Raw genomic sequence first — 13554 nt, 5'->3', positions numbered from 1 at the left:
CCACCATGCGTATCCCCTTCCCTGCCATGAAATATCCGCTGATCGCCATCCTGCGCGGTTTGAAGCCTGAGGAAACCGAAGGCGTCGTTGGCGCGCTGATCGAGACCGGTTTCCGCGCCATCGAAATCCCGCTCAACTCGCCCGATCCGTTCCGCTCGATCGAGATCGCCGCGAAAATGGCGCCGGCCGATTGCCTGATCGGCGCAGGCACCGTGCTGAGCGTAGAAGACGTGGATAAGCTGGACGCCGCCGGCGGCAAGCTGATGGTCAGCCCCAATGCCGATGCCGAGGTGATCGTCGCCGCCCGCGTCAAGGGCATGGTGACGATGCCCGGCGTTCTCACCCCCACCGAAGCGCTGGTGGCGGCAAAGGCCGGGGCGACGGGGCTGAAATTCTTTCCCGCCAGCATCATCGGCCCCGCCGGCATCAATGCAATCAGAACGATCCTGCCGAAGGATCTCATCATTGCCGCCGTGGGTGGCGTTTCCGACAAAAATTTTGCCGAATATACCTCGGCCGGCATCCTGGCTTTCGGGCTTGGAACCAGCCTCTACAAGCCGGGCATGACGGCGGCCGAGGTGCGTGAGCGCGCTACCGTCACGCTATCGGCCTATGACGCAGCCATCGGAGGATAAGAGCTTGGCAACCGTTTTTCCCTTTGCCGGACATGTGCTTGACGAAACGCCGATGATGCTTGGCGAAGGCCCGACCTTCGACCCCGCGACCGGCACCGCCTGGTGGTTCAACATCGTCGAGCGCGAGTTGCACGAACTGCATTTCGCTTCCGGCCGCAAAACCGTTTACGCCCTGCCCTTCATGGGCAGCGCACTGGCAAAGATCAGCGACCACAAGCAATTGATCGCCTCTGATGACGGGCTTTTCCTGCGCGATACGGCGACCGGCGTGCTGACATTGCATGCGGAACTGGAAAAAGACCTGCCCGGCAACCGCTCCAATGACGGGCGCATGCATGCCTCCGGTGCATTGTGGATCGGCACCATGGGCAGGAAAGCGGAAACGGGTGCCGGCAGCATCTATCACGTTGCCCAAGGCGTCGTGACGAAGCTGTTTGCCGAGGTCAGCATTCCCAATTCGATCTGCTTCTCACCGGATGGCGCGACGGGATATTACGTCGATACCAAGGTGAACAAGCTGATGCGGGTGCCGCTCGATGCGCAAACGGGCCTTCCAACGGGCAAGGCCGAGGTGTTCATTGATTCCGCCGGCGTCAAAGGCGGCATCGACGGGTCGGTCTGTGATGCCGAAGGGCATATCTGGAATGCCCGCTGGGGCATCGGCGTGGTTGATCGCTACGATACCGACGGCAAGCACATCGCCCGTTATGAAGTCCCGGCGGGACAGACGACCTGCCCGGCCTTCATCGGCCCCGACGCATCGCGATTGCTCGTCACCTCGGCACGGGAAGGTCTGGATGCCGACGCGCTTGCCGCCAATCCGCAGCATGGCCTGACCTTCGACCTCGGCATTGAGGTCAAGGGCCGGTTCGAGCCGCTTTACCGGCTCTAGAGCATTTCAGACATTCGCGGTTAGCCCGCGAATGTCGAACACCCGGAATGTCTCAGGGAATATCCGACAGGATTTCGCGATAGTTTTCGTGCAGATAACGCTGGGTCGCGGCAGCATCGGCGGGGCGGCCGTAGAAATAGCCCTGCCCCATGGCGCAACCGAGCGCGCGCAGCTTTTCCTCTTCCACCCGCTCCTCGATGCCTTCGGCCACCACTTCGAGATCAAGTCCGTCGCACATGGCGACGATGGCCTTGATGATGTGTTCCGAGGGGCGGTCACTGCTGATGCGCGAGACGAAGGCGCGGTCGATCTTCACCTTGTCGAAGGAGAAATCGCGCAGGCGGCCGAGGCTCGACTGACCGGTGCCGAAATCATCAAGCGAAATGCGAACGCCGGCACTCTGCAACTCGCTGATGATGCGTTGCGCGGTCTCGGCGGACGTCATGACAGCCGTTTCGGTGATTTCAAGCTCCAGCCGGTGCGGATCGAGACCAACGCGGGCGAGGATCGAAAGAATATTGTCGGCGGTGCTCGGGTCCATCAATTGCGCGGAAGACAGGTTGAAAGACAGGAACAGCTCGCGCGGCCAGAAGAGTGCTGCTTCCGCCGCCTTGCGGAGCAGGGCTTCCGACAGCGCGTCGATGAAACCCCGTTCTTCGGCGAGCGGCACGAAGACGGCCGGCGACACGAAGCCGAGATCGGGATCGTTCCAGCGGGCCAGCGCTTCGAAACCAATGACCTTCGCCTCCTCCAGCCGGACGATGGGCTGGAAATGCACATCGATCGCATCGGTGATGATGGCGTTTCGCAGAGCCTGCTCCAGCTGCGTGGCGCGCTTCATTTCCTGCGCGATCTCACGCGAATAGACCGTTATCTGGCCGCGACCACGCCGCTTCGACCGGTAAAGCGCCGTCTCGGCACTTTTCAGCAGATCCTCGAAGTCATCGCCGGCAAAGGGATAGATGGCAAAACCGAAGGAGGAGGAAAGCCGGACGTTACGGTCGCCAAGATCGTAAGGGGCCGAAAGCACATCCTTGATCATGTTGCCGATGCGCTCCGCGCCGGTGCGCTCGAACACCAGCGGCAGCACGAAGGCGAATTCGTCGCCGTCATGGCGCGTTACGATGGCGCCATCGGGAATGCAGGCCTTCAGCCGGTGCGCGACCTGACACAGGATTTCATCGCCCGCCTGCACACCGAAAAGATCGTTGATGGGTTTGAAACCGTCTATATTGGCGATGCCGACGGTGAAGGGCGCGGGGTCGCTGGAGCGTTCGCTTGCCAGCATACGGATCTTGTCCCGCAGACGGTAACGGTTGCCGAGCCCCGTCAGAGGGTCGCTGTAGGCCATCGCCTGCAGCTCGTTCTGGCTGACCTGCAACGATTGCGGTTCTGCCCGTTTCATTCCTGCATCTCGTTAATCCTGTGTGAACGCGCTCACAATGCAGGGCAAGTATTAAAAAAACCATAGAGTCGCGAACCAAAAACGCGGCGGCATTTTCGGAAAGTCTACAGCTTGCGAAAAACGGCCCGGTCAGTGGGCTTTCAGGCCTGCAGCCGCACCGCATCCGTGCCGAAAAGGCGCAGGAAAACCGCTTCGACCATGTCAGGACTGACGGGTTTCAGCAGCATGTCGTTCATTCCGGACGCCAGGCATTTGTCGAGATCGCCCTCGAAGGCGTGGGTAATGACCCCGACGATGGGAATGTTCTGGTCCCCGGCCAGTTCCCGCATGCGGCGGGCGACCTCGAAACCGTCGATATCGGGAAGCGTCGTGTCGAGCAGCACGACGGTGGGCGCCTGCTCCGCAAAAAGCCGCAAGGCCTCCTCACCCGAGGTGGCCAGCCGCCAGGAAAGCCCCAGTCCCTCGAGTATCTGCGAAAAGACGATCTGGTTGACCCGGTTGTCCTCAACGAGAAGTATCTCGCAGACACCGCCCGTCTTGAGGGTCTTGGGCAGGTCTTCCGTCATGATCTCCCAGTCTTCCTCCGGCGATTTCTCGCCAGGAGATGAACTGAGACCAATGGCGACGTAATTCAGCAGGGATGCGTCGATGTCCTCTTCCTCGATGGTGACGACTGGCAGGTCATGCGCAGCGGCGATATCGAGACATATGACGCTCATCTGGGCATCGACCACGACGACATCGATGTCCACGCCGGCGGAGGTGGCGATATCGATGAATGCCTGCTGTTCTTCCTCGCTCGTCACTGCCGCATGATCCATGCCGCCTGCCGTCAACCGGCGGCCGGCAGCTTCGGCAAAACGCCCGCTTTCGGAGACGACCAGCACCGCCTTGCTTTTCAGCAGCTCTTTGGCCGGCGCGTCCCCTTCGTCCTTTCCATAGGAGGAGGCGACGAAGGCGACATGTTCGAGCGAGGGGATGACGGGCCTGCCGTCCGCATCGACGGTGGCAAGTGCGGTGACATCCTCCATGGTCGTCACCAGAAAATGCCGGCCCGGGCGGCCCACGCGCTGCTTGCGGGTAATCGTCAGCACCTCTTCGCCATTCAGGCGTTTCACCCTTTCGGGAATGAGGCTCGGCGTGCCACTGTCCATGACCGCGCGGTCGGCCGCATCGATCTGCGCGGCGACCTTGCGTGAATGCAGATCGAAAACCGTCTTGCCGAGAATGCTCTCGGCGCTGGTTTCAACCATGGTGCAGGCGGATTTGTTGACGGCCGCATAGGCCATGTTCCGATCCTTGACGAAGACGGGAAACGGCAGATTGTCGAGAATGTCCTCGATCAGCTGCACGCGCTCAAGGTCGATGCGCCACTGTTCTTCTCTCTTCTTCTGTTCGGAAATATCGGCGATGACGCTGATACCGAGCCCGGATGGCAGGCGGTTCATGACGAAACGCAGAAAACGCTCGCCCTTCAGACGTTCGGTTTTTTCCGATCTTTCCTTCCAGTGCAGCGCCAGCCGCTCGCCGATCCATTCGTCCCGCCCGAGCTGGCGGGCATTGGCGGCGAGGTTTTCCGTCTCCAGCAGATAACAATCGTAAAGCGCGCTCAGATAGTCGCGCAGCCGCGCACCGGGGCCGACAACGGCCTCTTCCAGCGGGAAAAAATTCAACAGTTTCCGGCTTGCGAAAATAATGTGATCGTTACGGTCGTAGACGACGATCGCCGCGCCAAGCGCGTCGCAAAGGGCATCAAGCATCACCGTATGAACGCCCGCGCCGGTGGGCGCCAAATCACTCAACTGCAAACTCCCGCCTGTTAATGGGTCAGGCTTATGTTTCTATTGGAATCGTTCAGGGCAGATGCCGGGATGAAACGACAAATTCCGAAAAAGAGACATCAGGGTTCGCCACTTGAAGCAGTCTTGAGGAGAAGATGACGTTCACCCATAGTCGACGTCACACACCACCCAAAAAGGGGGCCTCTTGCCTGCGGTCATTTCAAGCCGCCCCACCATAATCAGGGCCGATTAAAAGCGGATTAACGCTTACCCAGATGTTGACGGAAATGATCAAATGCCCGGAAGTCCACAAAACATGTGCAAAGTGCCGCAATTGGCGTTTTTTGCTTTCGAAGCCATGGCGAATCCGCGAAAATGACGATCATGGCCATCAAGCAGCTTTCAGAAACCCTCATCAACCAGATCGCCGCCGGCGAGGTCATCGAAAGACCGTCCAGCGCCACGAAGGAACTGGTGGAAAATGCCATCGACGCCGGCGCGACCCGGATCGAGATCGCCACGGCGGGCGGCGGCAAGGGGCTGGTGCGCATTACCGATAACGGTTCCGGCATGTCACCCACCGATCTGGAGCTTGCGGTGAGGCGTCATTGCACCTCGAAAATATCCACGACGCTGGATGACATCCGCACGCTTGGATTTCGCGGCGAGGCCCTGCCCTCCATCGGTTCGGTCGCCAAGCTTTCGATCACCAGCCGCCAACAGGGCGCGGAACAGGGTTCAGTGATTTCGGTCACCGGCGGCAAGGTTTCGGACGTGCGCCCCGCCGCCTCGAATGCCGGCACCATCGTCGAGGTGCGCGACCTGTTCTTCGCAACACCCGCACGGCTGAAATTCCTGAAGACGGAACGGGCGGAGGCAGCCGCCATTACCGAGGTCGTCAAGCGGATGGCGATCGCCTTTCCGCATATCCGCTTCGTGCTGTCTGGCACCGACCGTTCGACGCTCGAAATCCCCTCGACCGGCGATGATCATCTGGCCCGCATGGCGCAGATTCTCGGCGCGGACTTCAAGGATAACGCCATCGAGATCGATGCCGGGCGCGAGGATGTGACGCTTTCCGGTTTTGCCGGCGTGCCGACCTTCAACCGTGGCAACTCGGCGCATCAATATGTCTTCGTCAACGGCCGCCCGGTGCAGGATAAGCTGCTTTTATCCGCCATTCGCGGCGCGTATGCCGAAACCGTGCCGCACGGGCGATATCCGGTCGCGGTGCTCTCCATCACGCTCGATCCCGCTTTTGTGGATGTGAATGTGCATCCGGCGAAATCCGACGTGCGGTTTCGCGATCCCGGCCTCATTCGCGGGCTGATCGTCGGCGCGATCCGACAGGCGCTGACGCGCGACGGCGACAGGGCAGCGACGACGGGTGCGAGCCAGATGATGAACGCCTTCCGCCCCGGCTACAGCCCGTCCGGCCTGCGGCCCTCCCCTTCCATGCCGGCGTCCGCGCCATGGTCCGCCGCCACCTCGCCTTCACGGCCGCTCGCCGTTTCCGGGGACATGCAATTTGCGGAAGCGGTGCAATCGCGCTTTTCCGACATTACCATGCCGACGGCGCGGGCCGAACCGCGTGAGACCTATGAGGCTTCCGCAAGCCCTTCACCGGAGTCGGTGCTGTATCCGCTTGGAGCGGCACGGGCGCAACTGCACGAGAACTACATCATCGCGCAGACGGAAAACGGCCTCGTCATCGTCGACCAACATGCCGCACATGAGCGGCTGGTGTTTGAGGAAATGCGCAATGCCCTGCATTCCCGGCGTCCGCCGTCGCAGGTGCTGCTGATCCCCGAGATCATCGATCTGCCAGAGGAAGATTGCGACCGGCTGATGGATCATGCCGCCGGTTTCGATGCGCTGGGCCTCGTCATCGAGCGTTTCGGGCCGGGAGCGGTTGCGGTTCGGGAAACACCGGCGATGCTCGGCGAGGTCAATGTGCAGGGGCTGGTGCGGCAGCTTGCCGACGAGATCGCCGAATGGGACGCCGCCTCGACGCTTGCCAATAAGCTCGAATATGTCGCGGCCACCATGGCCTGCCACGGTTCCGTGCGCTCCGGCCGGCGCATGCGGCCGGAGGAGATGAACGCGCTTCTGCGGCAGATGGAAAACACACCTGGTTCGGGACAGTGCAATCACGGCCGGCCAACCTATATCGAGCTGAAACTTTCCGATATAGAACGGCTCTTCGGCCGAAGCTGAGGTGCAACCCGGCAGGGCTGGCCTTGAGCCGCGCCGAACGATATAAATCTAGGACATTGGAGCATCCGGATTGTTCAGGAAAACGCTACGCCGTTTCGGACTGGGTGCGCGGACAGGACAGAGCAGGAGACGAAAACGGATGAACAGATTTGAGGGAGGCGGAAATCGTCTCGCCGTCATCGAATACCTCGACGGTGACTTCCGGATCGTGCAAACCGGCTCGCATGTCGTCTGCGCCCTGACCGGCAAGACCATTCCGCTCGACGAATTACGCTACTGGAGCGTGGCGCGGCAGGAAGCCTATGTGGACGCGGCCGCTTCGCTGGAAGCTGAACGAAAGGCCGGCAATCTGCCGGCGTGAGCCGGAAACGGCCTGCTGAAGCGTTTCCATGCCAAGCGGCTTTCTCAGGAGCAGTTGCAGAGGCGGCTGATACCCTCACTCGACGTCATCCTCGGCCTTGTGCCGAGGATCTGCTGATGTCTCATAAATCGATAGGTTGCAGATGCTCGGGACAGGCCCGAGCATGACGGAGGAGAGGTTTCCGGACCTTTCTGACAACCTCTAGAATGACGTCCGCGCATTTTCCCGCAGCAGGCGGGCGCGGCAATGCTGGATCGCGGCATCGATGATCGTCGCGGCCGCATTGGGGTCGTCAAACACCATGTCGATCTCGACAACCTGACTGTTCCACAGCAGTTCCTCTGCCCGACCATGATGCCCGTTGAGCCGCACGGCGTCCTTGGCCGTCGTCACCAGTTGCAAGTTCTCCTTGCCCGCATCCTGCAGGAGATCGGCGACCTCGTCGTCGCTGAAGTGGTGATGGTCCGGGAAGGAACGCTGCTGCACGATGTCGCCGCCAAGCGCCTCGACGGTTCGATAAAACTTGGCCGGATCGGCGATGCCGGCATAGGCCAATACGCGCTTTCCCCTGAAATCCTGCGGCTCCTGCGGCGTGATCGCCGCGACGAAGACGGGTTTGGCGGCCTTTGCCGCCCGTCTCACCAGCGGATCGGCGGCATGGCCATTGCCCACTTTCAGAAGACCAGTCATCTGCCGCATCTGTTCGGCAAGCGGCGCTCTCACCGGACCGCCCGGCACAAGATGGCCATTGCCGATGCCACGCATCGTATCAATGACAACAAGCGCATAATCCAGCGTCAGGCGGGCGCTCTGGAAACCGTCATCCATGATGATGAGATCGACACCCTCTTTCACCAGCCGGTGAGCCCCTTCCACACGTCGGCGCGAAATGACCGTCACCGCCTCGCGCGCCAGAAGCAGCGGCTCGTCACCGACATCGGCGGAGCGATGGTGCTGCGGATCAACAAGGGTGGTGACATCGAGCGTGCCGCCATAACCACGGCTGAGGAAACCGGGTTTGAGGCCTTTAGCGGTAGCAGCCCGGGCGATTGCCATCGCCGTCGGTGTCTTGCCCGCTCCGCCGACGGTGAAATTGCCGATGCAGATCACCGGAACGGATACGCTTGCCCGCTTTGCCGTCCGCATCCGCCGTCCGGCGACCTTGCCGTAAAGAAGCGAGAAAGGCGACAGGAGCCATGCCTGCCAGCCCGCTTTCTGCCACCAGAATGGCGGCGCTTCAGAAACCATCTATGCCCGCTCCCGGCCGCGTCGCCCACGGCATTCGTTCGGATGTTACACGTCAGGGGTTGTTTGCCAGAAAAAACCGTAAATTGCAAAATTGGAATAGACGGATCGAATAAACTCTCCGCTTTCCAGGGCCAGGCTCAAACAACCCGTTCCGGCAGCAGCGCTTCAAGCGCGGTAATATCATCGAAACAATAATGCGCATCCGCATCGAGACTTTCGCGTGAGCCGGTTCCCGTCAGAACGGCGATACGCAGGCCCGCACCCGCATTTTTCGCCATATGCAGATCGTGGTTATTGTCGCCGACCACGGCTACACGTTCCGGCGGAAACCCGATTGCTTCGCAGAAACCGAGAACCATTCCGGGCTGCGGCTTCGTGCCATAACCGCTGTCATAGCCCGCGACGAAATCAATATCGCTCTCGAAACCGAAGCGGATCGCCGTCTGGCGAATGGAATTTTCATTGTCGCTGGAAGCGATGCCGAGCTTGTAGCCGCGTGCCTTGAGCCTTGCGAAAAACGCCTTGAGATCGGTGACGGGCACGGATTTATCCGCGGCCTCGGTGAAGAGCCGGTCGAGGCGCTTTGTCAGTTCACCGACATCGCAGGGCGAGCCGGCGGCGACCAGACCGGCGGCGATTTCCGCCGTATTGCCGGCGGCCAGCAGGCTGTCGGGCACCACATGGCCGGTGATGGGGTCCATGCCGCAGGCGATGAGAAGCCGGTCGGCAAGCGCCGCGTCGCCCTTGGCTGCGATCGCCGCAAGCTCGCGGTTTACCGGTCCCCAGCTGGCGTCATAACCTAAAAGCGTTCCGTCCTTGTCGAAAAGCACCGCGGCAATCGACGGCGTCGCGTCAATTTTGATATCCGCTACCATGAACCGATGGCGCTCCGCGGTTGCAGCTTGGCCGAAACGGTGAGCGGATTGATATAGGGCTCCAGCGCTTTGACGGTGGAGGAAAGCGCACCGCGCATATCCTGAATGACCCGGTTGCCGGCATCGATCATCTTGTAACGCTCATTGTCGTTGACCAGCAGATAATGCACGGCCTTCGCCAGCATCTCGACATCGCGGATGATGCGCCCGCCGCCGGCGCGGATGAGCTTCTGATAGGCCTCGCGGAAATTCTGCACATGCGCGCCCGACAATACGGCGCAGCCGAGCATGGCCGGCTCCAGCGGGTTCTGCCCGCCTTCCGCCGTCAGCGAGCGGCCGACGAAGGCAAGCTCGGTCAGCCGCAGGTAAAGTCCCATCTCGCCGATGGAATCGCCAAGGAAAATATCGGTTTCCGGCGTGATCACGTCGTTGCGGCTACGGCGCGCCACCGTCAGCCCCATGCCCTTCAGCATGGCTTCCACATCATCGCCACGCTCGGGATGGCGCGGCACGATGATGGTCAACTGGCCGTTGCGCGATTTGATCGCCGCATGCACGGTGGCGGCGGCCTTTTCCTCACCATCGAAGGTGGAGATCGCCGCCCATGTCTTGCGATTGCCTACCTGCTTGCGATAGGTCTCCAGCAGCGCCTCGTCGCAGGGCGGCGGGTCGGTATCGCCCTTGAGATTGCCTGATATCACCACCGGCCAGGAGCCAAGATCACGGAAACGTTCGGCATCGAGATCGGATTGCGCTACAACCAGCGCCAACTTGGAAAACAGCGATTCCGCAATATCGTGACGGTTTTTCCAGCGGTCGAAGGAACGGTCGGACAGACGGGCATTCACCCTTATCTGCGGAATGTGCCGGCGCTCCAGCTCCATCATCGTCACCGGCCAGATTTCCGATTCAGCGGTGATGGCGGCATCCGGTGCCCAATAGGTTAGGAAGCGGTTGACCGCGATCTTGATGTCGAGCGGCACATATTGGTGGATCACATCGTCGCCAAGCCGGGTGCGGGTCAGTTCGGCCGAGGTGACGGTGCCGGTGGTCAGCAGCACGAAGATATCGCGCTTGCGAATTTCGCGGATCAGCGGGATGAGGGCAAGCGTTTCGCCCACACTTGCGGCATGGAACCAGACGAGCGGCCCGCGCGGGCGCTCGGCGCTGGCGTAACCGAAACGTTCGAAGCGGCGGCGCTTGTCTTCCTTGCCCTTCGCAGCCCGCCAGGAAAGATAGGGTCGGGCAAAGGGATAGGCGGCGATACCGGCGATCCGGTAACCCGAAAGAGCGAAACGTGCGATACGGCTGCTCATGACATTCTGCCCTTGATCATTCCGCGCAAAGTCTGCCCCTGTTCTTGTTGTTGTTGTCGCCGCCTACTTCTTCTTAAATTGCGTCATTTTTTATCATCGGAAACGAAAGCGCGATCACATTTTCTCGTGCCGGAACTGCCGGCCTGCGTTGAATGGCAGGAATCACGGAAAAGCTCGCCTTCACCCAATAGTATTACAACGCAAGGGCAAAAGGACTCAATTTTTGTCGTCGGGATTGAGAAGACGGTGCATATGCACGATAAAATAACGCATATGGGCATTATCGACCGTCATCTGCGCCTTGGATTTCCATGCCGTGAGGGCTGAAGCATAGTCAGGATAGATGCCGACGATATCGAGCGCATTCAAATCCCTGAACTGAACATCCTGAAGGTTTTCCAGTTCGCCGCCGAAGACGAGGTGCAGCAGCTGTTTTGGTTTGCCGGATTCCGTCATGTCTTTATCTCTTTCTTAAACGCTGAGAGAGGCCTTCATCTGCGGGATTTCCGGGCAAACGTCAACCGTCGGAGAGATGTGAAAACGCATTCAAAAGCGCTGGCAGCGCATAATTTGCTGCGGCGCACAATGCGGGGTGGTTCACCTCACGACGATTATACATCAGAGGTTTTCCATCGAGGCCGACAAGCTGCCCGCCCGCTCTTTCCAGAATGAGGTCGGCGGCGGCCAAATCCCACTCGTGCGAATTGGCCTTGACCAGCGTTCCGTCAATACGGCCATCCGCCACCATCGCCAGCCGGTAGGCGAGCGAAGGCACATGCGGAATGCGCTTGACGCCAGCACGCACCTCTTCCGGCAGATGGGTGATCACATCTTCCGGCGCAGCCAGATGGAAGATGCCGGCATTTTCACGCACGGCGAAAACCGGCTCTCCGTTCTTCAGGGCTTCACCGTCCTCAAGCGCGGTGAACTCCTCGGCAAGCGCTGGCGCCACGAGGACGCCAACCACGGGACGACCCTCATGCACAACAGCAACGCTGACGCACCAGGTATCCCTGCCGCCGATGAAGGCGCGGGTTCCGTCGATGGGATCAACGACGAAGACAGTGGAGCGGGAAAGCCTGTCCGTGTCATCATCCGTCTCTTCCGAAAGCCAGCCGTAATTCGGCCGGGCGGAACGCAGGATGGTTTCGAGAATTTCGTTGGCGGCGTAGTCGGCGGCGCTGACCGGTGAGAGGCCGCCATTCTTCCACCAGACCTCGGGGTCCTTGCGGAAGAAACCGAGGGCCGTCTCGCCCGCCTTGCGCGCGGCTTCGAGGACCAGCCGCAAATCGGAGGCCCAGCGGGCCTCAGCCATATCGTTCATTTTGCCGTCTTTTCCGCGCGCCTCAAACGGCGCGCCTGCTTTTCTCTTCGCACTTGCACACAAAGTACCGACGAAAACAACCCGCGGGTCGCCTTACTTGCCGGCGATCGTCATGCCTTCGATGGCAAGCGTTGGTGCGGCGACGCCGTATTTCCGGTCAATATCATTGGCCGGCGTGACCCGCATGAACATGTCCTTGAGGTTCGAGGCGATCGTCACTTCGGACACCGCGAAGGTCTTTTCGCCGTTCTCGATCCAGAAGCCGCTCGCGCCACAGCTATATTCACCGGTGAGCATGTTAGCGCCATGGCCGATCAGTTCGGTGACGTAAAAGCCGGTTCCAACCTGTCGCAGCAAATCCTGAGGCGAGATATCGCCCGGTTCCAGAGCCAGATTGCTGGAGGACGGCGATACCGACGTGCCGCCACGCACGCCGCGCCCGTTGGTTTCAAGCCCGAGTTCGCGCGCCGCCGAGGTGGAGAGGAACCAGTGTTTCAGCACCCCGTCCTCGATCATCGTCATCTTCTCGCCCCGGACACCTTCACCGTCAAAAGGACGGGAGGACGGGCCGCGGACGATCTGCGGATCGTCGGTGAGGTAAAGGCCCTTTTTCAGAACCTGCTGGCCCATTTTGTCGCGCAGAAAGCTGGTCTTGCGGGCGACCGAAGCGCCGTTGATTGCGCCGGCGATCGCACCGACGAATCCACGGGCGATGCGCGGATCAAACACCACGGTAATGTTGCTGCCCGTATCGACCTGACGGGGTCCTACCCGCCGCACGACTTTTTCACCGGCGCGGCGGCCGATTTCTTCGGCTGCATCCAGATCGGCATAATAAAGGCGGCTGTCGAAATCGTAGTCGCGCTCCATCTTCGTGCCTTCGCCAGCGATGACGCTGACGGAGCGGCTGAAGCGGCTGCCCATGTAGCTGCCGGAAAAACCGTGCGAGGTCGCGAGCACGAGGCCGCCCATGCCGCTCGATGCACCGGCGCCGGAAGAGTTGCTGACACCCTTGACGGCAAGTGCGGCCTCTTCCGAAGCCAGTGCCGCCTCGCGCAGTTGATCGGCAGAGACCTCGGTGGCATCGAAAAGCTCGAGATCATCATAGGAAATCGCCAGCCGTTCCTTGTCGGCGAGGCAAGCGAAGGGGTCTTCCGGCGAAACCTTGGCCATGGCCACCGCCCGCTCGGCCAGCGTCTTCAGATCGAAGCCGGGATTGGCCGAAACGCTGGCCACCCGCCGCCCGACGAAAACGCGGAGCGAAAAATCATCGCTTTCGGAGGATTCGGTGCTTTCCACCTTGCCAAGCCGCACGCCGACCGATTGAGACCGGGAGCGGACGACAACGGCATCCGCCTCATCCGCGCCCGCTGCGCGGGCAAGATCGACAAGTTCGCTGGCGCGATCGAGAAGTTTGGAAGAATCTATTTCTGAGGACATGAGTTGGCCTTTCATTCCTGTTCCATTTATTGTGCCAGCAACCCCGCATCAAGGGCGAAA

General features: G+C 60.7%; 12 protein-coding genes. 4 read left to right on the top strand and 8 right to left on the bottom strand.

Features of this window, described 5'->3' with window-relative positions; translation table 11 throughout:
• Positions 1–5: 5 nt before the first annotated feature.
• Together JZX89_RS17935 and JZX89_RS17930 are read left to right on the top strand one after the other, a co-directional pair.
• Positions 6–635, top strand: coding sequence for a 2-dehydro-3-deoxy-6-phosphogalactonate aldolase (locus tag JZX89_RS17935; RefSeq protein ID WP_207134906.1), 630 nt, complete (start codon positions 6–8; stop codon positions 633–635).
• Between the two features lie 4 nt (positions 636–639).
• Complete coding sequence (locus JZX89_RS17930) at positions 640–1527, top strand: SMP-30/gluconolactonase/LRE family protein (RefSeq protein WP_207134905.1); 888 nt, start codon at positions 640–642, stop codon at positions 1525–1527.
• A gap of 52 nt (positions 1528–1579) precedes the next feature.
• On the opposite strand, the gene JZX89_RS17925 is transcribed toward JZX89_RS17930, so the two are convergent.
• A complete protein-coding gene (locus JZX89_RS17925; protein ID WP_149898677.1) occupies positions 1580–2932 on the bottom strand; it encodes a putative bifunctional diguanylate cyclase/phosphodiesterase in 1353 nt (450 codons plus the stop codon).
• Positions 2933–3072: 140 nt separating this feature from the next.
• Positions 3073–4692, bottom strand: a complete 1620-nt coding sequence (locus JZX89_RS17920; RefSeq protein WP_207134931.1) for a response regulator — start codon at positions 4690–4692, stop codon at positions 3073–3075.
• Positions 4693–5097: 405 nt separating this feature from the next.
• Between JZX89_RS17920 and mutL the strand changes: the two genes are divergently transcribed.
• Together mutL and JZX89_RS17910 are read left to right on the top strand one after the other, a co-directional pair.
• Complete coding sequence (gene mutL / locus JZX89_RS17915; RefSeq protein WP_207134930.1) at positions 5098–6930, top strand: DNA mismatch repair endonuclease MutL; 1833 nt, start codon at positions 5098–5100, stop codon at positions 6928–6930.
• Positions 6931–7069: 139 nt separating this feature from the next.
• Entirely contained in the window at positions 7070–7291 is a 222-nt protein-coding gene (locus JZX89_RS17910; RefSeq protein WP_149898675.1) for a DUF2093 domain-containing protein, read from the top strand.
• Between the two features lie 201 nt (positions 7292–7492).
• On the opposite strand, the gene lpxK is transcribed toward JZX89_RS17910, so the two are convergent.
• From lpxK to JZX89_RS17880, 6 genes are all read right to left on the bottom strand, one after another.
• Positions 7493–8539 (bottom strand): tetraacyldisaccharide 4'-kinase, encoded by a 1047-nt coding sequence (lpxK, locus tag JZX89_RS17905; RefSeq protein WP_207134904.1) that lies wholly within the window; start codon positions 8537–8539, stop codon positions 7493–7495.
• A 137-nt stretch (positions 8540–8676) separates the two neighbouring features.
• Complete coding sequence (locus tag JZX89_RS17900) at positions 8677–9414, bottom strand: HAD family hydrolase (RefSeq protein ID WP_149898673.1); 738 nt, start codon at positions 9412–9414, stop codon at positions 8677–8679.
• The gene (gene waaA / locus JZX89_RS17895; protein ID WP_149898672.1) at positions 9408–10730 is read right to left on the bottom strand and encodes a lipid IV(A) 3-deoxy-D-manno-octulosonic acid transferase; all 1323 of its coding nucleotides are present in this window, start codon (positions 10728–10730) and stop codon (positions 9408–9410) included. The genes JZX89_RS17900 and waaA overlap by 7 nt, the downstream gene beginning before the upstream one ends.
• Before the next feature lie 216 nt (positions 10731–10946).
• Positions 10947–11186, bottom strand: coding sequence for a DUF4170 domain-containing protein (locus JZX89_RS17890; RefSeq protein WP_046800695.1), 240 nt, complete (start codon positions 11184–11186; stop codon positions 10947–10949).
• A 61-nt stretch (positions 11187–11247) separates the two neighbouring features.
• Positions 11248–12054 carry a 3'(2'),5'-bisphosphate nucleotidase CysQ gene (locus JZX89_RS17885; RefSeq protein WP_207134903.1) on the bottom strand — a complete coding sequence of 269 codons (807 nt, stop codon included), beginning with the start codon at positions 12052–12054 and terminating at the stop codon, positions 11248–11250.
• A 93-nt stretch (positions 12055–12147) separates the two neighbouring features.
• The gene (locus JZX89_RS17880) at positions 12148–13494 is read right to left on the bottom strand and encodes a TldD/PmbA family protein (RefSeq protein WP_207134902.1); all 1347 of its coding nucleotides are present in this window, start codon (positions 13492–13494) and stop codon (positions 12148–12150) included.
• Between the last annotated feature and the right edge of the window lie 60 nt (positions 13495–13554).

The sequence above is a fragment of the Agrobacterium burrii genome, from assembly GCF_017313405.1.
GTDB lineage: Bacteria > Pseudomonadota > Alphaproteobacteria > Rhizobiales > Rhizobiaceae > Agrobacterium > Agrobacterium burrii.
The sequence above is the reverse complement of the archived record's forward strand: the minus strand, read 5'-3'. Positions and strand labels throughout refer to the sequence as shown.

Bases quoted from the DNA above. Each gene is read 5' to 3' on its own strand.
- JZX89_RS17935 (WP_207134906.1), top strand. From the start codon at position 6: ATGCGTATCCCCTTCCCTGCCATGAAATATCCGCTGATCGCCATCCTG.
- JZX89_RS17890 (WP_046800695.1), bottom strand. From the start codon at position 11,186: ATGACGGAATCCGGCAAACCAAAACAGCTGCTGCACCTCGTCTTCGGC.
- JZX89_RS17900 (WP_149898673.1), bottom strand. From the start codon at position 9,414: ATGGTAGCGGATATCAAAATTGACGCGACGCCGTCGATTGCCGCGGTG.
- JZX89_RS17920 (WP_207134931.1), bottom strand. From the start codon at position 4,692: ATGCTTGATGCCCTTTGCGACGCGCTTGGCGCGGCGATCGTCGTCTAC.
- JZX89_RS17910 (WP_149898675.1), top strand. From the start codon at position 7,070: ATGAACAGATTTGAGGGAGGCGGAAATCGTCTCGCCGTCATCGAATAC.
- waaA (WP_149898672.1), bottom strand. From the start codon at position 10,730: ATGAGCAGCCGTATCGCACGTTTCGCTCTTTCGGGTTACCGGATCGCC.
- JZX89_RS17925 (WP_149898677.1), bottom strand. From the start codon at position 2,932: ATGAAACGGGCAGAACCGCAATCGTTGCAGGTCAGCCAGAACGAGCTG.
- JZX89_RS17885 (WP_207134903.1), bottom strand. From the start codon at position 12,054: ATGAACGATATGGCTGAGGCCCGCTGGGCCTCCGATTTGCGGCTGGTC.
- JZX89_RS17880 (WP_207134902.1), bottom strand. From the start codon at position 13,494: ATGTCCTCAGAAATAGATTCTTCCAAACTTCTCGATCGCGCCAGCGAA.
- lpxK (WP_207134904.1), bottom strand. From the start codon at position 8,539: ATGGTTTCTGAAGCGCCGCCATTCTGGTGGCAGAAAGCGGGCTGGCAG.
- mutL (WP_207134930.1), top strand. From the start codon at position 5,098: ATGGCCATCAAGCAGCTTTCAGAAACCCTCATCAACCAGATCGCCGCC.